16 protein-coding genes and 1 pseudogene are annotated in these 25,321 nt (G+C 74.0%); 4 read left to right on the forward strand and 13 right to left on the reverse strand.

Annotation, left to right across the window (positions count from 1 at the left end; genetic code table 11):
- Positions 1–104 precede the first annotated feature (104 nt).
- Positions 105–509 (reverse strand): hypothetical protein, encoded by a 405-nt coding sequence (locus ABH931_RS06605; RefSeq protein WP_370110800.1) that lies wholly within the window; start codon positions 507–509, stop codon positions 105–107.
- Between the two features lie 205 nt (positions 510–714).
- Positions 715–3,060 carry an ATP-dependent DNA helicase UvrD2 gene (locus tag ABH931_RS06610; RefSeq protein WP_370110801.1) on the reverse strand — a complete coding sequence of 782 codons (2,346 nt, stop codon included), beginning with the start codon at positions 3,058–3,060 and terminating at the stop codon, positions 715–717.
- A gap of 182 nt (positions 3,061–3,242) precedes the next feature.
- On the opposite strand from ABH931_RS06610, the gene ABH931_RS06615 reads away from it, so the two are divergent.
- Positions 3,243–3,494 carry a mycoredoxin gene (locus tag ABH931_RS06615; RefSeq protein ID WP_370110802.1) on the forward strand — a complete coding sequence of 84 codons (252 nt, stop codon included), beginning with the start codon at positions 3,243–3,245 and terminating at the stop codon, positions 3,492–3,494.
- A 45-nt stretch (positions 3,495–3,539) separates the two neighbouring features.
- On the opposite strand, the gene ABH931_RS06620 is transcribed toward ABH931_RS06615, so the two are convergent.
- Together ABH931_RS06620 and ABH931_RS06625 are read right to left on the reverse strand one after the other, a co-directional pair.
- The gene (locus ABH931_RS06620; RefSeq protein ID WP_370110972.1) at positions 3,540–3,992 is read right to left on the reverse strand and encodes a UTRA domain-containing protein; all 453 of its coding nucleotides are present in this window, start codon (positions 3,990–3,992) and stop codon (positions 3,540–3,542) included.
- Positions 3,993–4,193: 201 nt separating this feature from the next.
- Positions 4,194–4,283, reverse strand: a pseudogene (locus tag ABH931_RS06625) (GntR family transcriptional regulator); the annotation flags it as partial.
- A gap of 199 nt (positions 4,284–4,482) precedes the next feature.
- Between ABH931_RS06625 and ABH931_RS06630 the strand changes: the two are divergent.
- Positions 4,483–4,947: an ATP-binding protein gene (locus ABH931_RS06630; RefSeq protein ID WP_370110804.1), complete on the forward strand. Its 465-nt coding sequence runs from the start codon at positions 4,483–4,485 to the stop codon at positions 4,945–4,947.
- A gap of 218 nt (positions 4,948–5,165) precedes the next feature.
- Here the strand turns inward: ABH931_RS06630 and nudC are convergent, their stop codons facing one another.
- The 5 genes from nudC to ABH931_RS06655 form a co-directional block, all read right to left on the reverse strand.
- Positions 5,166–6,110 carry an NAD(+) diphosphatase gene (gene nudC / locus ABH931_RS06635; RefSeq protein WP_370110806.1) on the reverse strand — a complete coding sequence of 315 codons (945 nt, stop codon included), beginning with the start codon at positions 6,108–6,110 and terminating at the stop codon, positions 5,166–5,168.
- 17 nt (positions 6,111–6,127) lie between these two features.
- On the reverse strand, positions 6,128–7,582 hold the full coding sequence (locus tag ABH931_RS06640) for a dipeptidase (RefSeq protein ID WP_370110808.1): 1,455 nt from the start codon (positions 7,580–7,582) through the stop codon (positions 6,128–6,130).
- Positions 7,583–7,682: 100 nt separating this feature from the next.
- The gene (locus ABH931_RS06645) at positions 7,683–10,475 is read right to left on the reverse strand and encodes an FtsX-like permease family protein (protein ID WP_370110810.1); all 2,793 of its coding nucleotides are present in this window, start codon (positions 10,473–10,475) and stop codon (positions 7,683–7,685) included.
- Entirely contained in the window at positions 10,472–11,299 is an 828-nt protein-coding gene (locus tag ABH931_RS06650; RefSeq protein WP_370110812.1) for an ABC transporter ATP-binding protein, read from the reverse strand. The genes ABH931_RS06645 and ABH931_RS06650 overlap by 4 nt, the downstream gene beginning before the upstream one ends.
- Positions 11,296–11,937 carry a PadR family transcriptional regulator gene (locus ABH931_RS06655; RefSeq protein ID WP_370110814.1) on the reverse strand — a complete coding sequence of 214 codons (642 nt, stop codon included), beginning with the start codon at positions 11,935–11,937 and terminating at the stop codon, positions 11,296–11,298. The genes ABH931_RS06650 and ABH931_RS06655 overlap by 4 nt, the downstream gene beginning before the upstream one ends.
- A 62-nt stretch (positions 11,938–11,999) precedes the next feature.
- On the opposite strand from ABH931_RS06655, the gene ABH931_RS06660 reads away from it, so the two are divergent.
- Positions 12,000–12,947, forward strand: a complete 948-nt coding sequence (locus tag ABH931_RS06660; RefSeq protein ID WP_370110816.1) for an endonuclease/exonuclease/phosphatase family protein — start codon at positions 12,000–12,002, stop codon at positions 12,945–12,947.
- Positions 12,948–12,957: 10 nt separating this feature from the next.
- On the opposite strand, the gene ABH931_RS06665 is transcribed toward ABH931_RS06660, so the two are convergent.
- From ABH931_RS06665 to ABH931_RS06680, 4 genes are all read right to left on the reverse strand, one after another.
- Complete coding sequence (locus tag ABH931_RS06665; protein ID WP_370110819.1) at positions 12,958–14,124, reverse strand: PP2C family protein-serine/threonine phosphatase; 1,167 nt, start codon at positions 14,122–14,124, stop codon at positions 12,958–12,960.
- Positions 14,125–14,358: 234 nt separating this feature from the next.
- Positions 14,359–17,892, reverse strand: a complete 3,534-nt coding sequence (locus ABH931_RS06670; protein ID WP_370110821.1) for a UvrD-helicase domain-containing protein — start codon at positions 17,890–17,892, stop codon at positions 14,359–14,361.
- 76 nt (positions 17,893–17,968) lie between these two features.
- A complete protein-coding gene (locus tag ABH931_RS06675) occupies positions 17,969–21,670 on the reverse strand; it encodes an ATP-dependent helicase (RefSeq protein WP_370110822.1) in 3,702 nt (1,233 codons plus the stop codon).
- A 179-nt stretch (positions 21,671–21,849) separates the two neighbouring features.
- Complete coding sequence (locus tag ABH931_RS06680; RefSeq protein ID WP_370110824.1) at positions 21,850–22,197, reverse strand: MGMT family protein; 348 nt, start codon at positions 22,195–22,197, stop codon at positions 21,850–21,852.
- 282 nt (positions 22,198–22,479) lie between these two features.
- Here ABH931_RS06680 and ABH931_RS06685 point away from each other — a divergent pair, with 282 nt between their 5' ends.
- On the forward strand, positions 22,480–25,302 hold the full coding sequence (locus tag ABH931_RS06685; protein WP_370110827.1) for a flippase-like domain-containing protein: 2,823 nt from the start codon (positions 22,480–22,482) through the stop codon (positions 25,300–25,302).
- Positions 25,303–25,321: the final 19 nt, after the last annotated feature.

Here is a 25,321-nt window from a genome sequence, read left to right on the forward strand (position 1 = left end):
TGGGTGTTCTCGATGGGTTCTGTTGTGCGCCGGTGGGCAAACAGAAGGGCCGCGGATCCCGATTCGGGTTCCGCGGCCCTGGAAGGTGCCGACCTGATGCAGGCTCAGGTTCGATCTATCCAGGGTTCAGGACCGCGGAGGGCCTGAATCGTCATCGCCGTTGCGGCGAACTTCTGCAGGTGGAGCTGGTGCTGCTGGGACTGCTGCATCGCGGGGGTTCCGGCACCCGTCGCGTCGCCATAACCGCCTGCCAGGGCGGAAAGCTTCACTACGGATGCCGACATCGCTCGCTCCGGACGGCGGGCATCCCAGGCGCCGAGGCCATTACCGCCCGGGGCGGCAAAGGCGGCACCTTCGACGACGGCGTCGGCGACGCGCACAGAGGTGGCGTCGACACGGGCACCGGCGAGGGACAGACCACTGGCCTTGCCACAGGGCAGACCAAAGGCGCGCAGGCCGAAGTCAGCGACGGTCACCGTCTGCTCAGCGAGTTTCGTCATGCTGATCACAATGTCCGCCTCCTTTCGGCGCGCTCGGGGTCCGCTGGCGTCGCGGACCCGTGGGTGGTCACTTCTTCCATCAAGCTTGCAGGACAGCCCGGGAGCTGTACAGCACGCAGCAGTAACGCCCGCTGCAGGGAGTGCCTGAGTGGGCCCGGCCTCGTTTCCTCGACCGTGCTCGGCACGCTAGTAGGGTCCGCACTGCGGGCGCAAACTATTTTTCCGGCGAGTCTTCAGACGGGGTCGAAGAGGGTGCCGGCTCGCCCCACAGGTCCGAGTTGTCCCCCTGTCCGCGCTGCTCGGACGGCTCGTCCGCCTCCTCGGAGCCGCGCAGCCGCAGTTGATCCTCGATGCCGGAGGGATCGGCGCCGGACACCAGCAACAGGACGGCCTCGCCGTACTTCTCCAGCTTGGCCCGGCCCACCCCGGAGATCTGGCCGAGCTCCGGCAGCCCCCCGGGCAGTTGTTCGGCGATCGCGATCAGCGTCGCGTCGGTGAAGACGCAGTAGCCGGGCAGGCTCTGCTCCTTCGCCGTACGGCCACGCCAGTCGCGCAGACGCTCGTACAGGCCCTCGTCCAGGGTGGACGGGCAGTCCTCGCAACGGCGCAGCTTGCGCTCCACCGCCTCGGTGAGGACCCGGCCGCACACGCGGCACTTGATCGGCGAGCGGCTGCGGGCGGCCCGGCCGTCGCGGGCACCGGCCGCGCCCGCGCCACCGCGGCCCGCTCCGGCACCCCGCGGGGCCGAGCCGGGACGCAGGCCGTCGAGGAATCGGGACGGGTTGCGCGAGGCGCGGCCACCCGGGGACCGGGACAGCGCCCAGGAGAGCCCGAGGTGCGCCCGCGCACGGGTGACACCGACGTACAGCAGCCGCCGTTCCTCCTCGACCTGCTCGTCGGTCTTGGCGTAGGTGATCGGCATCATGCCCTCGGTCAGGCCGACGAGGAACACCGCGTCCCACTCCAGGCCCTTGGCCGAGTGCAGCGAAGCGAGGGTGACGCCCTCGACCGCCGGGGCGTGCTGGGCGGCGGCGCGGGCGTCGAGCTCGGCCACGTAGGCGGTGAGGTCGGCCGGCTGCTGCGCGGCGTGCTGCGCGGTCTCGAAGTCCTCCGCGAGGCGGACCAGCGCCGCCAGCGACTCCCAGCGCTCGCGGACCGCGCCCGACCCCGACGGAGGCTGGGCGGTGAAGCCGCGCGTCGACAGCACCGCGCGGACCTGGTCGGCCAGCCGTTCCGGCGCGTCCTCCAGCAGGGGGTCGACCGGACCGCCTCCGGCGCGGGCGGCGCCGCGCAGCAGCAGCCCGGCCTCGCGGACCTCGGGCCGCTCGAAGAAGCGCTCCGCCCCGCGCAGCTGGTACGGAATGCCCTGGTCGGCCAGGGCCTGCTCGTAGACCTCGGACTGGGCGTTGACGCGGAAGAGCACAGCGATCTCGCTGGCCCGCACGCCGGAGTCCAGCAGGACGCGGATCCGCTTGGCCGTGCCCTCGGCCTCGGCGGGCTCGTCCGGGTACTCCAGGTAGACCGGCTCGGGGCCGGCCTCGCGCTGGGAGACCAGCTCCAGCCGGTGCTGGGCAGCCTGGCCGCGTGCCTGGGCGAGCAGCCCGTTGGCCAGGTTCACGATCTGCGGCGTGGAGCGGTAGTCCCGGACCAGCTTGATCACGGCGGCGTCCGGGTGCCGGGTGCGGAAGCCCAGCAGGTACTCGGGTGTGGCGCCGGTGAAGGAGTAGATCGTCTGGCTGGCGTCACCGACCACGCAGAGGCTCGAACGCGGGCCCAGCCACAGGTCCAGCAGGCGCTGCTGCAACGGCGAGACGTCCTGGTACTCGTCGACGACGAAGTGCTGGTACTGCGCGCGGACCTGCTCGGCGACCTCGGGCCGGTCGTCGAGCACACCGACGGCGAGCAGCAGCACGTCCTCGAAGTCGATCACGCCGCGGTCGCGCTTGAGCTCCTCGTAGACCTTGTAGACCTGGCGGATCTCGGCCGGGTCCCGCGGGGTCTCCCGGCCTGCCTTGACCGCTGCCGCCGGATAGTCCTCGGGGACGGTCTGGGTGACCTTGGCCCACTCGATCTCGGCGGTGAGGTCGCGCAGCTCGGTGCGCTCGAGGCGGATCCGGCAGCGGCCCGCGGCCTCGGCCACCAACTGCACCTTGCGTTCGATCAGGCGCGGCAGCTCGCCGCCGACGACCCGCGGCCAGAAGTACTGGAGCTGGCGCAGCGCCGCGGCGTGGAACGTCCTGGCCTGGACGCCCTCGACGCCGAGCTGGCGCAGGCGGCCGCGCATCTCCCCCGCCGCACGCGCGGTGAACGTCACGGCGAGCACCCGCTGGGGCTGCATGACCCCGCTGCGGACGCCGTAGGCGATCCGGTGGGTGATGGCCCGGGTCTTGCCCGTGCCCGCGCCCGCGAGGACGCAGACGGGGCCCTGGAGCGCCGTGGCGACGGCCCGCTGCTCCGGGTCGAGCCCGGCGAGCACGGCGTCGGCGTCGGGGCGCCCCGCGGGGGCGGCCTCGTGGGAACCGGGGAAGGACGGCAGCGTGCCGGGGAGCTCTACCTGCATGCTGTCCATCCTCTCAAGCCGCAGCGACAACCCGGGTCACGTTGTCCACAAGGCCGGTCAGCTGATACGACGGACCGGCCCGGCCGATCGACCCGATCGGCCCGGGGAATGCCGCCCCGCGCGGCCGCGTTGCGTCTACCGGCAACGAGAACGCCGGGACAGACCTTTGAGGAGCGATACCGATGTCCGCCAAAGTCACGATGTACAGCACGACCTGGTGTGGGTACTGCCAGCGGCTGAAGTCGCAGCTGACCCGCGAGGGCATCGAGTACACCGAGATCAACATCGAGCAGGACCCGGCCTCGGCCGCCTTCGTCGAGAAGGTCAACAACGGCAACCAGACGGTTCCGACGGTGATCGCGATCTCCTCCACCGGCGCGGAGACGGTGATGACCAACCCGTCGCTGGCCCAGGTGAAGGCCGCCGTCGCCTGACCTCTCCGCCTCGATGACCGGCCCCGGGCGATCGCCCGGGGCCGGTCATCGTTGTGCGGGGACCCGCCCCGAGGGCGCGAGGCTCTCCAGCCCGCCGAGCGAGTAGACGAGCCGGTTGCGGTCCGCGCAGTAGCGGGTCTCGGTGACCCGCACCGGGCCGCTCCCGGTCAGCCCGGTGCGCAGCTGGACCAGCAGCGGAACGCCCGGGCCCGCCTGGAACCAGCGGGCCTCCTCCGGGTTCGGCATCCGGGCGCACAGTTCGTCCACGTACCCGGTCTCGACGTGCCCGGCCTCCGCCAGGGCGGCCTCGTCCCCGCCCGGCACCGGGTCGGGGTCCATCAGCGCGGTGGCCGCCGCGAGCCGCACCGGGTAGTGGCTCTCCTCGACCGACCACGGCTCGCCGTCGAGATAGCGCAGCACCCGCCGCAGCACCACCGCCTCGCCGGCGGCGAGCCGGAGGCGTTCGGTGATGTCAGTGGTGGCTCTTACGATCAGCATCTGAAAGTCGGAGGTCAATTTCCGACCAGCCGCCTGCGCCTCTTCCGCATATACCGAACCGGCCGCAGCCAGGGGGGTTCCTGGAGCGGCACCGATCGGTGCACGATAGGCGTGGTGATCGACGACGGTGTGGTCCTTGAGATAGGTCCCTTTTCCCTGGATGCGGACCAGAAGTCCTTCATTGACGAGAACATCAACAGCAAGTCGGACAGTATTACGAGCGACCCCGTACTGGCTCTCCAACTCGCCTTCCACCGGCAGCGGCACGCCACCCTGCCACTCCCCGTCCATGATCCGGCGCCGCAGATCCGCGGCCAGCCGCTGATATTTCGGGGCCTGGCCCGCCCCTCGGGAAATGTTCACCCCGAGAATGTAGCCATTGCGCTTGCGCGAGATCGGGGAAACGAGCCAACATCAGTCAAGGCTGGCTCATTCCGGATTATCCCAACTACTTGCGTGCCCTCATGATCCTGCCCTGGAGGCATGAACGATGAACGACCGGAGAGCCTGGGCGGCTGTCGCCTCCTTCCCGCCCCACCCGCGCAATGTCCGGCACGCCCGCCGGATCACCCGCACCGCGCTGGCCGCCTGGGGTGCCGTCGAGCTCGTCGACAGCGCCGAGATGGTCGTCTCCGAGCTGGTCACCAACGCGATGCGATACGGGAGCGGCCCGGTCGACCTCACCCTCGCGCTCACCGAGACCGGGCTGCGGGTCTCGGTCACGGACGAGGGCACCTCGCTCCCGGCGGCCCGGGACGCCGGTGACGACGCGCTCGGCGGGCGCGGGCTGCAGATCGTCCGGCTGCTCGCCGAGAGCTGGGACGTGGTGGTCCGGCTCACCGGAAAAACGGTGACCTGTGTCCTCGCCCTCGACCCGAAGCGCGCGGACGACGCCGCTGCGGCGCAGGGCGGGCTCGCTCCGGCCATCACTCTTTCGAGCGAAGCGGGGGCATGACGACGGCTCCGGGCGCACGCGACCGGCGTCACACCGCGCCCCGGGGCGCGTGGACGCGCTGACACGCCCCCGCCGGACCGCCGACCGTCGCCGTCCCCCACATCCGGCCGCCGCCACCCACAGGCCGGCACCCACAGGCCGCCGCGCCACGCGTCGGAGCATGGCGCGGCGGCCAGGTGATCAAGCGGCCAGACGGACGGCGCGCCCGGCGGCTCGGGCTACCAGCTCACCTCGGGGAGCGGCCGGCCGTACCAGAGCTCGATCAGGCGGCGGGCGATGGAGATCCCGGACGGAGGCAGCGTGGTGCCCGCCGCCATGCCGGCCGCGAGGTCCTCGCGGCTGAACCAGCGGGCCTCGTCGAGTTCCTCGCCGTCGACCCGGATCTCGGCCGCGCCCGGAGCGGAGTCGACCTTGGCCGTGAAGCCCAGCATCAGGCTCGCCGGGAAGGGCCACGGCTGCGAGGCGACATAGCCCACCGAATCGAGGTCGATCCGGACACCGGACTCCTCGGCGACCTCGCGGGCCACCGCCTGCTCCAGGGACTCCCCGGGCTCGACGAAGCCGGCCAGGGTCGAGTAGCGCCCCTCGGGCCACAGCGCCTGACGCCCCAGGAGGGCGCGGTCCTGGTCATCCGTGATCAGCATGATCACGGCCCCGTCGGTGCGCGGGTAGTGCTCGCGGGCACAGGACGTGCAGCGACGGACGTGTCCGGCCGCGGCCACCACGGTCTCGTGCCCGCAGTTCGCACAGAAGCGGTTCGCGCCGTGCCAGTTCTGCAGGGCCACGGCGTGCACCAGCAGACCGGCGTCGCGCGCGCCCAGAAGACCGCCCACCTCCCGCAGGCCCGCCGGGCGCTCCGGACCGTCGAGTCGGCCGGGAAGCTGGGCGCCGAGGACGGCGAAGTACGCCGTCCCGTCCTCGTCGCAGCCGAGGAAGACGCGCTCCCCCGAGTCCGGCGCGTCGAAGGTGCTGAGCAGCACCAGTTCGGTGCCGGACTCGGTGTCGGCCACGAAGGCCTTGCCCTCGGCGACCGCCAGCACCCGGGTGCTGGGGTGGCTCCAGGCCGCGGCGAGCCACGGCTCGTCCAGGCGCCGCTCGGCGGCACGGTCCACGCCGGCCCGCGCGAGCGGCAGCGTACGGTCGAAATGCTGCTGAACCGTCACGGTTCGCTCCCCCTTGATCAGTTGTCCGCGGTGGTCGGGGCCCCGGCCGGGACCCCGTCCGCTCCGTCAGCGGCCCAGCTCCGGGCGAGGTCGGACCACAGGTAGGCCGCCGTCTCGACACCCTTGACCAGCAGGTCGAGCTCGACCTTCTCGTTCGTCGAGTGCCAGCCGTCGGACGGCACCGAGATGCCCAGGAAGAGCACCGGGGCACCGAGCACGTCCTGCAGGTCGGCGGCGGGACCGGAGCCGCCCTCCCGGGTGAAAAGGATCTTCTGCTCGAACGCGCGGCCCATGGACCGGGCCAGCGACCGCAACGCCGGGTGGTCGAGCGGCGTCAGGCACGGCCGGGTCGCTCCGCGGAAGGCGACCTCGTGCCGGATCCCCGGCGTCACCTGCCGGCCGACCCAGTCGGCGACCGCCTGCTGCACCTTCTCCGCGTCCTGCCCCGCCACCAGCCGGAAGGTCAACTTGACGTGCGCCTCGGCCGGGACGATGGTCTTGCCACCGGGGCCGGTGTAGCCGCCCCAGATGCCGTTGACCTCGGCCGTGGGACGGGCCCAGATCCGCTCCAGCGTGGTGAACCCGGCCTCGCCCTGGGTGCCCCGGGACTTGGCGACGCGCAGCCACGCCTCCTCGTCGAAGGGCAGTTCGGCGAAGAGCTCGCGCTCCCGCTCGGTCAGCTCCACCACACCGTCGTAGAAGCCGGGGACCGCGACCCTGCGGTCGGCGTCGTGCAGGGCCGCGACCAGCCGCGCGGCCTCGTCGGCCGGGTTCGGCACCGCGCCGCCGAAGGAGCCCGAGTGGATGTCGGTGTCGGGTCCGTAGAGGCTGATCTCGGCGTCGGCGACGCCGCGCATGCCCGTGCAGACGGTCGGCGTGGTCTCGGCCCACATGCCCGTGTCCGAGACGATCACGATGTCGGCGGCGAGGCGGCCGGCCTGGCGGCGCACCAGATCGACGAAGTTCGCCGAGCCCGACTCCTCCTCGCCCTCGATCAGCAGCTTGAGGTTGACGGCCGGTGCGGTGCGGCCGGTGGCCGCGAGGTGGGCGCGCACGCCGAGCGTGTGGAAGAAGACCTGGCCCTTGTCGTCGGCCGCGCCACGCGCGAACAGGCGGCCGTCGACGACGGTCGGCTCGAACGGCTCCGTCGCCCAGCCGTCCTCGCGGGCGGCGGGCTGGACGTCGTGGTGACCGTAGACGAGCACGGTCGGCGCCCCGGCCTCTCCCGAGGGCCACTCGGCGAAGACGGCGGGCAGGCCACCGTTCTCCGTCTCCCAGACCTCCGCCACCGGGAAGCCCGTCTCCCGGAGCTTGGCCGCCAGCCACTCCGCGGAACGGCGCACCTCCCCGGCCCGAGCCGGGTCGGCGGAGACGGAGGGGATGCGCAGCCACTCGGCGAGATCGTCGAGGAAGGCGGCACGGTGCTGGTCGATGTAGGCGCGGACGACGCTGTCCGGGGCTTCGGGGCTCATGGCACGACTCTAGTTCGAAGCCGCGCCCGCCCGGCAAGCGCGTTTGATCACAGCGCCCCGATCGGACACGGCGATCGGGGCGCCGGGCGGGGCCGCGCCTTCAGGTCGGGCGGCGGAGCAGGTGCCGGCGGGGGCGGGTGGAGAGGGCCGCCAGGACCCAGGCGAGCGCGGGGACGCACACGACGAGGAGGGCGAGCGAGCCCCAGGGCACCACCACCTCACCGCCCTCGTGGACGGAGATGTAGCGGCTCTCCCACAGGGCGGCCGCCGGGACCAGCCCCGAGACCGCGCCGAGCAGGGTTCCCATGGCCGCGATCACCGCGCACTGGAATCCCGAGAGCCTGCGCCGGGTGCGCGGTGGCGCGCCGACGGCGGCCAGGATCGCCAGGTCGTCCTGGGCGTCGGCCGCAGCGAGGCCGGTGGCGAGGGCGGACGCGCCCACCGCGACGAGGACGGCCGCGGCGACGAGAACGAGCTCCAGGGCACCATGGCGAGGCTGGAACGGGTGCTGCACCTGGAGGACCGATCCCGGGTTGTACGCGTCCACCGCCGCCAGCGCCCGCTCGGCCTGCGCGGTGCTCGGCACGTACGGCGGCAGCCAGGCGTAACCCATCGGCTCCTCGGTGAGCCCGGCTCCGTGCAGCGCCGACTCCGGGATCACGGCGCCCACGGCCGCCGACGAGACGGAGACCACCACCGCCGGGAGGCGGACGGTCGGCGCGCCTCCGGTGCCGTCCGGACCGGCGTTGGGATCGGCGCCGTTGATCGCCGGATCGCCGACGCCGAGGATCGCCTCTCCGCGGTCCAGATAGCGCGCGTCGGTGAGCACCACCTTGCCCTGAAGCAGCGCCCGCACGGCCGCCGGATCCGTCGAGCCGGTGAGCGCCCGCAGAGTGCCCGCGTCGCCCGCGACCACGTCCGCCAGGCGCAAGGCGGTCGGCGGGTGGCAGCGCGGATCACTCGGCGTGGCGTCCTGGGCGCCACCGCCCGCCGGGCAACGCTGTGCGGGTGGCAGCAGCAGCCCGACCTCCCCGCAGGACGCCGCACCCTCGCTCGACCGCTGTCCGCAGTCCGGCCCGGGGATCACCCGCTGGAAAGCGGCGCGCGGACCGATCCCCGGCAGTGCCCCCTCCACCGCCGCGGCCTGGTCGGGCAGGCTCGACAGGGTGGGCGCGTCAGGGTCCAGCAGTGCCACACCGCCCAACGGCATCGCGACGGGGAACTGGGCCCGCGCCTCGGCGTCGGAACTGCTGACGTAGACCAGGACCGCCACGGCACCGGCGGCCGCCGCGAGGACCGCGGCGACGGCCGGAGCGGTGCGGCCGGGGTGCCGGGCGGCGTCGCGGAGCGCAAGTCGCGGGGAGAGCGGCAGGCGACGTCCGAGCCGGCCGAGGAGTCCGATGAGCGACGGCGTGCAGATGACCAGGCCGAGCTCCGCGACGATCGAGCCGGCCAGGATCCAGGTGCCCTGCATGCCGACGGTCGCGCCGGCGAAGGCCGTCGCCGTGCCCGCGACGAGCGCGGCCAGGCCCACCACGGTGGGCAGACGGCGGGGCGGGCCGGCGGCCGCGTGCCCGGACAGCGAGGCCAGCACCGGCGCGCGACCCGCCCGGACCGCTGGGATGAGTGCGGCGAGAAGGCCGGTGACCAGGCCGACGGCGAGCACGCCGAGCAGTTCTGCCGGGCGCAGCACGTAGCCGCCGAACCGCGCTCCGGTGCTCCGCTCGATCGGGTCGCGGGCCAGTGCCACCGCGAGGCCGCCGAACAGCACGCCGAGGACGGCCCCGACGCCCCCCAGCACGGCGCCGCCCGCGAGCACGACACGGCGGACGTGGGCCCGGCTGCCGCCGGCGGCGGCGAGGAGTCCGAGTTCGCGCCGGGTGCGGCGCGCACCGACGGCGAAGGCCGGTCCGGCCAGGAGCACGACCTCCAGCAGGGCCATGCCGCTGACGACCGTGGCGGCGGTGGCCGTCCAGTCGTCGAAGAGACCCCCGCCTCCCGCGTAGGAGTCGCTCCGGTAGTACGGGACCTGGTCGGCGGGGGGCGGTGTGAGGCCGACCGCCCGGGAGACCACGCTGTACCCGTGGTGGTCGGCCGCCTCCACCTGGGCCCAGGTGAACGGGGCGCCCGCGGGCAGGACGACGAGCGCGTCGCCGCCCGTCCACCAGTCCGAGCCGGCGGAGGCGCCGGTGATCGGGGCGGTCGTGCGCGGGGCCGCCACCAGGGCGTCCTTGGCGAGGTCCGCGGGGAACTCGGCCACGCCGGTGATGGTGAACCGCGTCCGGGTGGCCACGTCCGCCGTGGTGTCACCGACGGAGAGGCCCGAGGCGGCGAGGAAGCCGCTCGTCGCGAGGGCCTCGCCCACGGCGTGGGGCAACCGGCCCGCGCGCAGCGTGACGATGCCGCGGGCGGCCGGGTCGGCGGCGTCGAGGGTCACCAGCCTGGTGGTGTCCTCCCCGTGGACGGTGGTGACCTGACGCGGTGTCTCGTCGTCCGGGACCAGCCGCGCGCCGCGCGGAAGGGCGGCGCGCAGCTGGTCCAGGGCTCCGGGTCCGACCGGTCGCGGCCCGCCCGGGGACGCGCTCGGCTGTGGTGTCCCGTTCGCGTCGGTGTTCGCCACCGCGAAGGCGCTGCCGTCGGGCAGCTGCACGATGGGCGATCCCGGCTGCACCGGCTGCACCATGGCCTGGGCGGCGCCCAGCCGACGGTCGAGCTGCTGCCCGACCGTCAGTGTGCTGCTGCTGTTCACGATGTCCGCTGCCGACACCCCCGCGACCGGCAGCGCGATCATTGCGATCACCAGCAGGCTGCGGGCCTTGGCCCGCAGCGCGTTGCGGCGGGCGAGCCGCAGGGCCACCCGCCAGGACGAGAACCCGGCTCCTTTGAGGATCACGACGCGTCGCCCGGGCCGTCCGCGGTGTCGGCGCCGTCGGCACCCGCCACCTCGCCCGCCTCACCCGAGCCGGGCCCGCCGGCGGCGGGCACCGCCGTGAGCAGCGACTCCGGGGCGCTGACGGCGGTCTGGTCGACAAGGCGGCCGTCCCGCAGGAACACCACCCGGTCCGCCCAGGCCGCGTGCCGGGCCTCGTGGGTGACGAGCACCGTCGCGGCGCCCGCGTCGCAGCGGGCCCGGAGCACGGCGAGGACCGTCTCGCCGGTACCGGAGTCGAGCGCGCCGGTGGGCTCGTCCGCGAGGACCAGGCGTCGTTCGCCGACCAGTGCCCTCGCGATGGCGACCCGCTGCTGTTGTCCGCCGGACAGCTGGTCAGGGAGTCGGTCGGCGAGTTCGGGCACACCCACCTCGGCGAGCGCGGCCAGTGCCTCGCTACGGGCCTTTCGGGCGGGGACGCCGTCCAGTTCGCGGGGGACGGCCACGTTCTCGGCAGCGGTCAGCGCGGGGATCAGATTGAAGTCCTGGAACACGTATCCGATCGAGCGGCGGCGCACCGCCGCCAGCTCCTTGTGGGAAAGCGCCCCGAGTTCACGCCCCTCCACCAGCACCTCGCCCGAGGTGGCGAGGTCGAGCCCGCCGGCGAGGGCGAGCAGTGTGGACTTGCCCGAGCCGCTCGGCCCCATGACGGCGAGGAACTCCCCTGCCCCGACCTCCAGGTCCACCCCGTACAAGGCGTGGACCTCGGTCGCGCCCTGCCCGTGAACCCGCGAGACGGCGCGGAGCCGTAGGACCGCCGTCTCACCCGCCCCCCGTTGTGAACTCAACGCTCCCCCTGTTTCGTGACAACTCGGTCAACAGCCGGATCGGCGACAGCCGGCGACACGTTCGGCGTCCCGGCAGCCGGCCGCCGGGACGCCGCGCTCAGCAGGCGCGTCTCGCAGTGGTCCAGCCAGCGCACCTCGGCCTCGGCCTGGAAGATCAGCTGGTCCAGCACCAGCAGCCACGCCAGATCCCGCCCCTGGGCCCGTTCGTCCCCCGAGGCGTTCGTCACCGCCCCCATGGCCCGCGCCTTGAGGCGGGTGTAGTCCTGGAGCGCGCGCATGGTGTGGCCCCGCTGGGCCTGCACCACCGCGGCGACGTCGACACCGGGGACGGTGACGGCCATGGCGAGCTTGATCGCCAACTCGTCCCGGGGCGGGTTGTCCCTGCCTACGGGCGTGTCGAACCAGGACCGCAGTTCACCGCGCCCCGCCTCGGTGATCGCGTAGAACACGTGGCCCTCGTCGTCCTCACCGGAGGGCTCGACCAGTCCGTCGCGCTCGAGCCGGCCCAGCGTCGTGTACACCTGCCCGACGTTCAGCGGCCAGGTGGCACCGGTGCGCGCCTCGAACTCCACGCGCAGTTGGTAGCCGTAACGCGGGCCCTCATCGAGGAGGGCGAGCAGCCCGTGGCGGATCGACATACTGAGTATGTATACCGGGTATGCATGCTTGCGACAAGCCCCCGCTGGCGTAGGTTCGACCCGTGAGCCAGCTGCGCGTCGCGACCTTCAACCTTCTGCACGGCCAGCCGATGGACCGCGCGGGCCGACCCCTCACGGGCTCCCGCCCCGAGTACGACCCGGCCGCGCCGCTCGCCGACGCGATCACCGCGCTCGACGCGGACGTGCTCGCCCTGCAGGAGGTCGACCGGTTCCAGGAACGCTCCGGACGCGTCGACCAGGCGGCCGCGGGCGCGAAGGCCCTCGGCGCACGGGACTACCGCTTCGCCGCGGCCGTCGTCGGCCGGCCCGCGCCCGTCGCCGGGTGGGTGCACGCGCCGGACGCGACGGCGCTGCGCGTCTACGGGCCCGACGACGCCGGGCGGGACGCGGACCAGCCCGCCTACGGCACGGCGCTGCTGACCCGGCTCCCCGTGCTGCACTGGCGCGCGCGGCGGTTCCCCGCGGCGCCGTTCGGGCTGCCGCTGCGCGTGGCCGGGCGGCGTGGACTGACCCCCGTGCCGGACGAGCCGAGGGCCGCGCTGGCGGCGGTACTGGACGGGCCGGCCGGCCCGTTCACCGTCGTCGCCGCCCACCTGTCGTTCGTGCCGGGCTGGAACCTCGGCCAGCTCGCCGGGATGCGCCGGTGGATCGCCGACCTGCCGATGCCGTACCTGCTGCTCGGTGACTTCAATCTGATCGGCCCGGTCCCGCGCACCGTGCTGGGCGGCGCCTCGGTCGTGGACCGCGGCCGGCTCCCGCTGCGGCCGCGCGCCCGGCGCCCGCGTCGCACCGCCTCACCCCGGGGCCGGCTGCAGGGCTGGCGCGACCTGGCCCGCACCCCCACGTACCCCGCCCACCGGCCGACCGTGCAGTTCGACCACGTCCTGGCGGTGGGCGTCCCGCGCACCGCCGTCCAGCGCGTCGAGACGCCGACGACCGGCGTCTCGGACCACCGGCCGCTGCTGGTCGAGCTGACGCTCCCGGAGTGACGCCCCGGACCTACTCTCTCGGGTCGCCCCGGTCGAGGAGCGGCAGCTGGTCGGCCTGGGTGGTGGAGACGCGGGGGTGGACGACGGAGCGGGGCGGAGGAGCCGCGGAGCCGGTGGGCAGCGGCGCGTACTGGAGAAGCAGCATCGCCGCGTCGTCGCCGAGCTGGTGCCCGACGTGGCGGCGGACGTCCTCGTGGAGGCGGTCCAGGACCAGGGCCGGCGTCTCGGCCGTCGCACAGTCCGGGACCCGCTCGACGAGGGGGTAGAAGACGCCCCAGCTGTTGCGGGCCTCGATGACGCCGTCGGTGTACAGCAGCAGCCGGTCGTCCTCCTGGAGCGGCAGCCGAAGGATCGGCGGGTGGACGTCCTCCGGCTCCAGCACGCCCAGCGGCGGGACGTTCGACGGCGGGTCGAGGAAGCGGACCGGAGTGCCCCGGCGCAGCAGCAGCGGGGCCGGATGGCCGCAGTTGACGATCTCGACGACCGCGTCGGAGCCGACGCCGACCAGGACCAGGGTGACGAACTCCTCGTCGCTCCCCTCGTGCTCGCCGTCGTTCTCGTGCAGGGCGCGGCCGAGACTGTCGGCCAGCCAGGCGGCGACCCTGTCCAGGGCCTGCTCCTGGTGTGCCGCCTCGCGGAACGCACCGAGGATCGCCGCCGCGGTCTCCACCGCCGCGAGGCCCTTGCCTCTGACGTCACCGATGACAGCGCGGACCCCGTAGCGGGTCTGCACCACCTCGTAGAGATCCCCGCCGATGCGGGCGTGGGCGGCGGCGGCCGCGTAGTGGACGGCGGCGCGGACCGGCCCGATCCGCTCCGGGATCGAGCGCAGCAGGATGCGCTGGGCGACCTCGGAGACCAGGCGCGCGTCGGCCAGGGCGCGCTCCTGCCGGTTGCGCAGCATCACGCTGGCCGCGCCGATCGCGGTGATCAGCACGATGGCGAGCACGCTGGCCGTGTGGACGGAGGCGGACATGGTCCGGTCCTCCGCCGCGATGCCGAAGGCCTCACCGATGGTGACCCCGCCGACCACGAGCGGGAACCAGAGGCTGTTGCTGACGACGGCCGCGAGCGCCGGGCCGGCCGAGAGGGCCGGCTCGAAGGTGACATTGGGGTTGTTGCTCGCCCGGTCCAGCACGAAGACCAGGGCCACCCCGACGAAGGGCAGCAGAAGCACCCCCCGGCCCCTCTGGCTGAGCTGGCGGAACCTTCCGGCGGCAGTCAACGTCGTCTCTCCTGCGGGCACTGTGCATCGAGGTGCAACGAGGGTGCATGAACGTAGGCGGTGTGTGCGAGCGGGCTCCGCCTGGCGGTGGCCCCGATCGCGGCCGGAAATGGTGCATCGTCGGATCGAAGTTGACTGGTTAACGTCCCCACATTAGGCGCGAATTGGACAGACTGCACAGTCCTTTCACAAAGCCTTCGCGCCTGCTCCACCGACTTTCTCCCCGTTCGGAGTAATGGAGTCCAGTAGCGCCTCCAGCCCCGCGCGGTCCGGGAGCGCCTGTGGCCTCACGACCGTTCCGCTACGAACATACAGAAACGCGGCCGTCACCAGGCCCGGATCGAGCCCCTCGCGTTCGGCCCAGGCCAACCGGTAGACGGCGAGTTGCAGCGGATCGGCCGTCTCCCGGTGGTTGGTCTTCCAGTCGACGACCTCGTAACCCGTCTCCGTACGGTAGACCGCGTCGATCCGGCCGCGGATCACCCGGCCCCCGAGCAGCAGTTGGAAAGGCTCCTCGATCCGGTACGCGGGGCGCGCGGCGTACTCCGTCCGCAGGAACGCCTCCTTGAGCCGGGCCAGGTCACGCTCGTCCTCGATGCCGGACTCGTCGAGGCCCGGCAGCTCCTCCTCGCCCAGCAGCAACAGCGGCTCGACGGCCAGCCGGGACTCGACCCAGGCATGGAAGCGGGTACCGCGACGCGCGGCCGGCTGCGGCGGGCGCGGCACCGGCCGGGCCAGCTCACGGGCGAACCCGTCCGGATCGGCGGCGACGCGCAGCAACTGGGACGCCGACAGCGACGCCGGCAGTGGCACCTCCCGCACCCGGGAGCGCGAACGGCGCAGCTCGACGGAGAGCAGCTCCAGGTCCCGGTCCCACGAGGTGACCAGCCGCCGCTCCTCCGATGCCTCCGGCAGCGGGGACTCCTCCCCGCGCGGGCCCGCCAGCACGCGCGTGCCCACCGCGCGACGGGCGGCCTGGGCGGCCGCGTCGAGCGGCAGCGGCCAGGCGAGCTCGACCGACTCGTCCAGCGCCGGGTTCTGGGCGTCCTCGGCCGGCGGCTCGGCCCAGTGCTCGATCTCGACGCCGCTGCCGGGGCGCTCCTCGCCGAACGCCCGCAGCGCCTCCAGGAACGGGGACGGCCCGCGAGGGCGCTTCTGCGACGGTCCCCACCAGTGGCCGGACGCGTACAGCTGCGTGCGTGGGCGGGTGAAGGCCACATAGCCGAGGCGCAGCTCCTCGGTGGCAGCGTGCTCCTTCATCTCCGCCTCGAAGGCCTTGAGCCCGGCCGAGGTCCACGCCGGATCGGCGGGCAGCGAGGGGGCGTCACCGCGCAGGGTGTGCGGGAGCACCTCGGGGCGCGAAGTCCACCGCTCACGCCCCGTGCCGCTCGGGAACGCACCCTTGACCAGACCGGGGACGAAGACGACGTCCCACTCCAGGCCCTTGGACTTGTGGGCGGTGAGCACCTTCACGGTGTCCTCGCCGCTCGGCAGGGTGTTGTCGAGACCTCGGTCGTACTCCTGCGCCGTGCGCAGGAACGCGAGGAAGGCGCCCAGGGAGGGGTCGCCGTCCAGGTCCGCGAAGCCGGCGGCGACGTCGAGGAAGGCCGAGAGGGTCTCCCGGCGGCGGGCGGCGAGGGCGTGCGGGGAGGCGGCGAGCTCCACCTCCAGACCCGTCACCGTGAGCACCCGGTGCAGCACGTCCATCAGCGGCTCGGCGAGCACGCGGCGCAGCTCGCGGATCTCGGCGGCCAGCCGCTGGAAGCGGGTCGCCGCGTCCGCCGAGAACGGCAGCTCGGGCTCGCCGGCCTGCCCCGGATACAGGAAGGACTCCAGCGCGTCGGCCAACGAGACGATCTCCGTCGGATCCGCCTCGGCGACGGCCTGCTCCAGCTTGTCCGTCCGCCCGTCGTCCCGGGCGACGCGGACCAGGTCCCGGGCGCGGCGGCCGAGCAGGGCGAGGTCGCGCGGACCGATCCGCCAGCGCGGCCCCGTCAGCAGCCGGACCAGCGCGGCGTTGGCCGTCGGGTCCTGCAGCACCTCGCAGGTGGCGACCAGGTCGGCGATCTCGGGCAGGTGCAGCAGCCCGGACAGCCCGACCACCTCGACCGGCACGTCCCGGGCGACGAGCGCGGCGTGCACGTCGGGGAAGAGCTCGCGCCCCGCGCGGCAGAGCACGGCGATCCGGCCCGGCGGCGTGCCGGTGCGGACCAGGTGGGCGATGCTGTCCGCGACCCAGGCGACCTCGGCCTCGTGGGACTCCAGCAGCGCGCCGCGCAGCCCACCCGCCTGCTCGTCCCCCGGTGCGGGCCGCAGGGCGGCGACGCCCTCGTGCATCGCGCGCAACGGCGCGGCGAGGTCGTTCGCGAAGGCCAGCAACCGCCCGCCGGACCGGCGGTTCTCACTGAGCGAGTACCGCGCGGCGGGCGCGCCGGGCCGGCCCCCGCCGGCCTGGTGCGCGCCGGGGGGCGACACCGCCGACACCGCCGACGCGCCGGGGCCGTACCCGTCGGCTTCGCCGACTGCCCCGCCATCCGCCTCCCGGCTCGGCCCAAGGTCCGCGTCGCGGTGCTGCCCGAGGTCTGCTCCGCGGTGGTGCCCGCCGTTCGCTTCGCGACTGCCGACCTGGTCCGCTTCGCGACTGCCGACATGGTCCGCTTCGCGACTGCCGACATGGTCCGCTTCGCGACTGCCGACATGGTCCGCTTCGCGACTGCCGACATATTCCGCTTCGCGGAAGTGGTGCGGGAACTCGTCCAGGTTGGCGACGGAGGCGCCGCGCCAGCCGTAGATGGCCTGGCAGGGGTCGCCGACGGCGGTGACCGGGTGGCCGGTGCCGTCGCCGAAGAGGCCCGCGAGCAGGAGTCGCTGGGCGACGGAGGTGTCCTGGTACTCGTCCAGCAGCACCACGGCGAACTGCTCGCGCAGCAGCGCGCCCACCTCGGGGCGGGTCAGGGCGAGGCGCGCGCACGCGGCGATCTGGTCGCCGAAGTCCATCAGCTGGGCCTCGCGCTTGCGGGCGCGGTAGCGGACGACGAGCTCGGCCAGCTCACGGCGGGCCTGCGCCGCGACCGGTACGGCCCGCAGCGACTCGTTGCCGAGCTTGACCCCCTCCAGCGAGGCCAGCAGCGCGGTGTCGTGCGCGATCAGCCGCTCCGGCGGAACGAGGTGCTCGGCCAGCTCACCGTCGAGCTTGACCAGCTTGGCGATGAGCGAGGAGACGCCGTCCCGCAGCCCCGGGTAAGGCCCGGGCGCCTGGCGCAGCACGCGCGCGGCGAGCTGGAAGCGGGTGGCGTCGGCGAGCAGCCGGACGTCCGGTTCGAGGCCGATGCGCAGGCCGTGGTCGGTCAGCAGCCGTCCGGCGAAGGCGTGGTAGGTGGAGATCTCGGGCTCGCCGAACGCCTCGTCCCCCTCGCGCGGACCGGCGTCCTCCGAGGCGGCGCCGACCCCTGCGCGCAGCAGGGCCTTGCGCACGCGCTCGGCGAGCTCCGCCGCCGCCTTGTTGGTGAAGGTCAGCCCGAGCACCTGCTCCGGCCGGACCTGGCCGGTGCAGACCAGCCAGACCACCCGCGCGGCCATCACCGTGGTCTTGCCGGACCCCGCGCCCGCAACGATCACCGCGGGGGCGAGCGGCGCGGTGATCGCGCGCAACTGCTCCGCGGTGAACGGGATCCCGAGGAGCTCCTTGAGCTCCTCGGGACTGCTGAGACTGCCTGGCATGCCTGCCACGCTAGCGCGGGGGTCCGACACGATCCGCGCCTCCGCGGCTCGGAAGGTGGGTGACGTTGCCCACCGGTCACTCCACGACCTGGCGGCCCTCCGGCCGGGCCGAGCAGCTGCCGCGGAAGGAGCAGTGGCCGCACTGGTCCCCGGTCGTCGGCAGGAACCGCTCACGCAGCACCCGGTCCGCCGCTTCGGCCAGTAGCCCCTCGATCCACTCCGCCCCCGCGGGGTGCTCCGCCAGGCCCGCCTGGTGCTGCACCTTCGGCACGTCCTCGGCCGCGCGGGACGCGGGCTGCCGCAACTGCACCAGTTCCGCGCCGCCCGGCTCGGGCCGCAGCCCGTCGAAGGCCTCGTCCGCGGCGCCCTCGCGGACCGCGAGCTGGTAGACACCGAGCTGCGGGTGCTCCTCGACCTGTGCCTTGGTGGGCGTGTGGCGGCCGGTCTTGAAGTCCACCACGTAGGCCGCGCCGGTCGCGTCCTCGCGTTCGACCCGGTCCATGGTGCCGCGGATGCGGACCGCATAGGGGCCTGCCTTGAGCTCGACGTCGAACGGCTGCTCGGTCGCCACGGGAACGCGTCCCCGTTCGGCGGAGTGCCAGGCCAGGAAGCGTTCCAGGGCCGCCCGCGCCTCGCCCTTCTCCTGCTCCGACTTCCACGGGGCGTCGAAGGCCACCGCGTCCCAGACCCGGTCGAGCCGGGCCATCAGCACGTCGAGATCGGCCGGGGCGCGCCCCGAGCCGACCTCCTCGGCCAGCACGTGGACCACGTTCCCGAAACCCTGCGCCCCGCTCGACACCTCCTGGGCCCGGACCTCCCGCCCGAGGAACCACTGCAACGAGCAGGCGTTCACGGACTCCAGCGCACTGCCCGACAGCTCCACGGGACGGGACGGGTCCCGCACCGGGACCTCGTTCTCCGTCAGGTCGGCCATGCCCCACCAGCGGTGCGGGTTCGCGGACGGGACGAGCGGCAGGCCGTCCTCGTCCGCGAGATCGGCGAGCCGGGCCAGCCGCTCGGCGGCGGCCTCGCGCAGCTGCGGCGAGACGGCCGGGTCGACGCTGGTCGCGCGCAGCTCCGCGACGAGCGCGGCGACGGACAGCGCGCGCCGCGGCCGATGGGTCACGTCCTCGACGCGGACCTCCGGCTCGCGCGTCCCGTCGGGACGCTCACGGTAGAGCTCGCGCAGGAAGCGTGAGGGCTCGTCCCCGTCCTCGGCCGCCGCCTGGACGGCGGTCACCACGAGGCGCTCCTTGGCCCGGGTGCAGGCGACGTAGAAGAGGCGCCGCTCCTCTGCGAGCAGGGCGCTCTGCGGCATCGGCTCGGCGAGGCCCTCGCGGCCGATCCGGTCCGCCTCCAGCAGCGAGCCGCGCCGCCGCAGGTCGGGCCAGAGGCCCTCCTGGACACCGGCGACCACGACGAGGCGCCACTCCAGCCCCTTCGAGCGGTGCGCGGTCATCAGCCGGACCGCGTCCGCGCGCACGGCCCGGCCGGAGAGCCTGTCGGCGGCGATGTCCTGCTGCTCCACCTCGGCGAGGAAGTTCAGCGCGCCGCGGGGGCCGCCCGCGCGCAGCTCGGCGCGGGCGGCGGTCTCGAACAGCGCGCAGAGCGCGTCGAGGTCACGGTCGGCGTTGCGGCCGGCGGCGCCACCGCGCAGGGCGCCGCGCTCCAGCCGCTCGCGCCACGCGCTGCTCGCCTCCCACAGCGCCCACAGCGCGTCCTCGGCGGTGGCGCCGCCGGACAGCAGGCCCTGCACCTTGCGCAGCAGCAGCCCCAGCTCGCGGGCGCGGCGGGCCGCCGGGCCCGCGACCATGACGAGCCGCTCGGGCTCGGCGAGGGCCTCCCGGATCAGCTCCCCGGCGGGCCGTACTGCGCGGCGCTGCTCCGGTGGGACCTCGCGCAGGACGCTGCGCTCCCCCTCCCGCAGGGCGCGCCCGAGCTGCCGCAGGTCCGCCCCGTCCAGCCCGGCGAGCGGACCGGTCAGCAGCTGCTGCGCGATCTCGACGGTCAGCGGATCCTCAAGATCGTGCACGCCGGAGCGGAACCGCAGGTCACCAACGTGATCGTCGCCTGCGGCGAGCGCGGCCGACCCCTCCGCCGGCAGGCCTCCGGCCGCGTCGTGGGGCGAGGGAGGGGTCGCGGGCGAAGCCCCGATCCCGGCGGGACCGGCCTGGACGGCGCCCAAGGGCCCGTCCGTTGGCGACGCCGCCCCCGCCGAAGGACCTTCGTCCGTGTCCTGGGCCGCAGGAGTCGAGGGCGAAGCCTCGCCCTCGACTCCTGGCGTGGGTGCGGGCGCGGCGGGTGTGGGGTCGACAGGTGCGGGCAGGGTCTCCGTCAGGTCGGGGCCCGGTTGGGGCGGGATGGTGTCGTCGGGGGCCGAGGTGAGGCGGCGGGCGCGGGTGGCGGAGAGGGCGCAGAGGCGGAGTGCGGTGAGGAGCGGGGCGACGGCGGGCTCGGCGTGGAGAGGGAGGTCGTCGCCGTCGATCTCGACCGGGACCCCGGCCGAGGTGAGGGCGCGGCGCAGGCCCGGAAGGGAGCGGGAGCCCGCACGGACCAGCACGGCCATCTCGGACCAGGGGACGTCCTGCTCCAGGTGCGCACGGCGCAGCAGGTCCGCGATGTTGTCCAGCTCCGCGCCCGGCGTCGGGAAGGTGAGCACCTCGACCGAGCCGCCGTCGCGGGCCGGTGTCAGGTCGCGGTGGGCCGCCAGCGCCGCCGCGGGCAGGCGGCCGGCCGGGAGGCGTTCGGCGAGCACCCGGCTGGAGGCCAGCAGCCGACGGCCGGCACGTCGCGAGACGCGCAGCACCTGGATCGGCGCGGGGCGCCCGTCCCGCTGCGGGAAGGCGTGCGGGAAGTCGAGGATGCCGTTGACGTCCGCGCCCCGGAACGCGTAGATCGACTGGTCCGGGTCGCCGACCGCGATCAGCTCGCGGCCGTCGCCGGCGAGCGCCCGCAGCAGCCTTGTCTGGGAGGGGTCCGTGTCCTGGTACTCGTCGACGAAGACGACCGAGAAGGTGCGGCGCAGCTGCTCGCCGACCCCCGGACGCTCCGCCAGCAGCACCGCGCGGTGCACCAGCTCCGCGTAGTCGAGCAGATCCTGGGCGTCGAGCACGTCCAGGTACTCGGCGAGGAACCGCGCCGCAGCGGCCCAGTCGGGGCGGCCGACCCGGTCGGCGAAGCGGGCCAGCTCCGTCTCGCCGAGGCCGAGCTCGCGGGCGCGGGCGAGGACCGCGCGGACCTCGTCCGCGAAGCCGCGGGTGGTCAGCGCGGCCCGCAGCTCCCCCGGCCAGCCGGGCCGGCCCGCGCGGCCCGCGCGGGCGTCCTCGGCGCCGCCGACCAGCAGCTCTCGCACCAAGACGTCCTGCTCGGGGCCGGAAAGCAGGCGCAGCGGCTCCGCGTAGAGGTCGGGCTCCTGGTGGGCACGGAGCAGCGCGTAGCAGAAGGAGTGGAACGTCGTCGCCTGCGGGACGGCCACGGCCCCGGTGGGCGTGCCCGTCACGCCGAGCCGGGCGGTGATCCGGTCGCGCAGCTCCACCGCCGCCTTGCGGCTGAAGGTGAGCACGAGGATCTCCTCGGCCGGGACGCCCTCGGCGATCCGCGCCGCGACCGCCTCCACCAACGTGGTGGTCTTGCCGGTGCCGGGACCGGCCAGCACCAGCAGTGGGCCGCCACGGTGGTCCACCACCGCCTGCTGGTGGTGGTCCAGCGCAGGCGGCACCGCGGACACGACCGGCTCACGCACCAGGCGGTAGGCGCCGGCGGGCAGGGAGGTGGTCATCAGCGGATCCAAGGGCGAAGCAGGCGGCACACGGGAACGGGGTGCGCCTCACGCACTCCGTCCGACAGCGAGCCTACGATCCTGCCCCGACAGCCCCGCGTCTGTCTCCCGAATCAGCGGATCCGTGGCGTTCGCCACGTCCCACCGCTACCGACACGGTCGCCCGCGTCAGTGGGCCGTCACTGAGCGCGGCCGTCCCAGCGGGCGCGGCGCAGATCGACACGGGGCATGTGCTGCCCGGCGACCTCGCGCAGCGCGGTGCCCTCGACCCGGTACTGCTCCAGCGCACGCAGCTCGTGGCCCGGCAGCAACCGCCCGTCCGCGCGGATCACCCGCCACCACGGCACGGCGCCCCCGTAGAGCGCCATCACCCGCCCGACCTGCCGCGGACCGCCCTCCCCCAGGTATTCGGCGACATCGCCGTAGGTCATCACCCGTCCAGCCGGAATGGCCTCCGCGACGTCCAGGACGCGTTCGGCATACGGCGGAAGCTCGGACTTCAACGCCCCTTCGTTCACAACCGGCATTCTGTCGCACGGGTACGACAACGCGTGCGGAAGCACCACACCGAAGGGGGACCGTGCCGGGGAACCTCCTCGCTCACCCAGCCGGGGGAATGTAGCATCCGCCGAGGGTCGGCACGGGGACACCTCACCGCCGCGCGCACGATCCGACCATGCCACCCTTGAAATACCTGAAGGGGCCCTGATGAGGGGACGACGGCGGGCGGACGGACAGAAGGCACACGGGGAGCGATGACCGGATCGAGGGCCACGAGCGCGGCGGGCTCTGCCGACGCGCCCCGGAGCATGCCCGCATCCGAACCGGACGAGCCGACGGACCCGGCCGAACCAGCGACCGGGGCAGCGGCGGGACCAGTGGTGGGAGCAGCGGCTGAGCCGTCCGAGCCGGACCAGCCGTCGACGGGAGAACCGGCGGGCGCCGGTGCGGCCGGAGCGAGCGCTCCGCCCGTCGACCTGGTGAAGCGTTCCTCCTCCGGTGCCGGCGACCCTGCAAGCCCGGCCGACCCCGCGAGCCCGGCCGACCCCGCGTCGTCGCCCGAGGAGTCGGTCACCCACGACGCCGCCCGCGACGCCCACGGCGACAGCCGCACCGACGCCGACCCGGGGCACCAGGGCGAGAGGCCGGACGGGCCGGCCCAGCAACCGGCGAGCGTCGCGGTCAACGAGCCGCTGCTGCCCGCCCGCGCGCACCGGCCCTCGGACCTGCTGCGTTTCCTGCTCGGCCTGCTCGGCATCGCCGCCGTCCTGGTGCTGGCCAGCATCGCGCAGTCCACGACGAGTGGCCTGACCGCCGACATCAACACCAACGCCAACCGGCTGCCCAGCTTCCTGGTCACGATCACCAGCTTCTTCTCCACCGCGGCCGTGCTGATCGTGCCCGTCGCCTTCGCCGTCGAGCGGCTGATCAAACGGGACGGGCTGCGCGTCGCGGACGGCGTCCTGGCCGCCGTGCTGGCGCACGGCATCTCGCTCGGCGTCGACCTGTGGGTCCTCAAGGCGGCCCCGGCGCCCATCTACGACGCGCTCGTGGTCACGCACAACGGCGTCGCCTCGGACCCCGTGCACGGCTACCTCACGCCGGTCATCGCCTACATGACCGCCGTCGGCATGGCCAGCCGCCCGCGCTGGCGGGTGGCGCTGTGGCTGGTCGTGCTGATGGACAGCCTCTCCGAGCTGGTGGGCGGGAACACCACCCCGCTGTCGATCGCGATCACCATCCTGCTCGGCCTGACCGTCGCCTACGGCACCCTCTACGCCGTCGGCAGCCCCAACGTGCGCCCGACCGGGGAGCACCTGCTGGCCGGTCTGCGCAAGGTCGGCTTCGACCCGATCACCGCGCACCGCTCCCCCGACGGACCCGAGGGCACCCGCCGCTACCTGGTGGTCCAGCGGGTCGGCCCGCCGCTCGACGTCCACGTGATCGACCGCGAGCACCAGGCGTCCGGCTTCTTCTACCGCTTCTGGCGACGGCTGCGGCTGCGCGCCGTCGCGACCCGCTCCAGCCCGCAGTCGCTGCGCCAGGCGCTGGAGCAGGAGGCTCTGATCGCCTACGCCGCGAACGCGGCGGGCGCCCGTTCGCCGCTCCTGATCGCCACCTCCGAGCTCGGCCCCGACGCGGTGATCCTGGTCTACGAGCGGATCGAGGGCCGGGCCCTGGCGGACCTGGACGACAGTGAGATCAGCGACAAGGTCCTCGGCGACGCCTGGACGTCCGTCCGCATCCTGCACGACCGCCGGATCGCCCACCGGCAGCTCACCTCCAGCGCGCTGCTGGTCACCGAGGACGGCGGCACCTGCCTGGTCAACCTCGCCGGCGGCGACATCGCCGCCGGCGACCTGGCGCTGCGCATGGACGTCTCCCAGTTGCTGACCACGTTCGCGCTGCGGGTCGGCCCCGAGCGCGCGGTCGCCTCCGCCACGCAGGTGCTCGGGACCGCCCGGACCGCGGCCGCCCTGCCGATGCTGCAACCGGTGGGTCTGAGCCGCTCGACCCGTCAGGACCTGTCGGCCTACCACCGGCAGGCCAAGGCCGAGGTCCAGGCCGAACGCGACGCCAAGATCGCCGCCGGCATGAAGATCGAGGCGGCGCTGGAGGCCCACCCGGACCCCACGGACCTGCTCTCGCTCATCCGCGAGCAGATCCTGGAGCTGGTGCCGCAGGCCCCGGTCGAGCCGGCCAAGCTGGAGCGGCTCAAGCCGAAGACCCTGATCAGCCTCGTCGCGGGCGCCTTCGCCGCGTACCTGCTGGTGGGCCAGCTGACCAACAACCCGCTGACCAAGCTCGCGCACGCGCAGTGGGGCTGGATCTCGATCGCGGTGGGCGCCTCGGTGGCCAGCTACGTCGGGGCCGCGATGAGCCTGGCGGGCTTCGTGCCCGAGCAGCTGCCGTTCTGGCGGACCTTCGCCGCGCAGGTGGCGGGCTCGTTCGTGAAGCTGGTCGCCCCGGCGGCCGTCGGCGGCGTCGCGCTGAACGCGCGGTTCCTGCAGCGCTGCGGGGTGCGGTCGGGACAGGCCGTGGCGAGCGTGGGAGCGTCGCAGCTGGTCGGCCTGGCCATGCACATCGTGCTGCTGCTCGGCTTCGGCCTGATCGCCGGGACGGCGCGCAGTTCCGACGTGCCCTCGGCACGCACCGTGATCACGGTGCTGCTGGTGGCGGCGGTGGTGGTGCTGATCGTCACGGCGATCCCGTCGCTGCGGCGCTGGGTCTTCCACCAACTGCGGACGCTCTTCATCGGCGTCGTCCCGCGCATGCTGGACCTGCTGCGCACCCCGTCCAAGCTGGCGACGGGCTTCGGCGGCATCATCCTCGTCTCGATGGCCTTCATCGCCTGCCTCTACACCTGCGTGCTGGCCTTCGGCGGCTCGGCCGGGTTCGCGGCGATCGCCGTGGTCTACCTGGCGGGCAACGCGGCCGGTTCGGCGGTGCCGGTGCCCGGCGGCATCGGGACCATCGAGACGGCGCTGATCCTGCTGCTCAGCTCGGTGGCCGGCGTCCCGGCCGTGATCGCGACGCCGTCCGTGCTGATGTTCCGCCTGCTGACGTTCTGGCTGCCGGTCCTGCCGGGCTGGGGCTCCTTCAGCTACCTGCAGCGGCGCGGCGCGCTGTAACACCGGACACCGGGCAACG

The organism is Streptacidiphilus sp. MAP12-33, assembly GCF_041261265.1.
In the GTDB taxonomy this organism is placed as follows: Bacteria; Actinomycetota; Actinomycetes; order Streptomycetales; family Streptomycetaceae; genus Streptacidiphilus.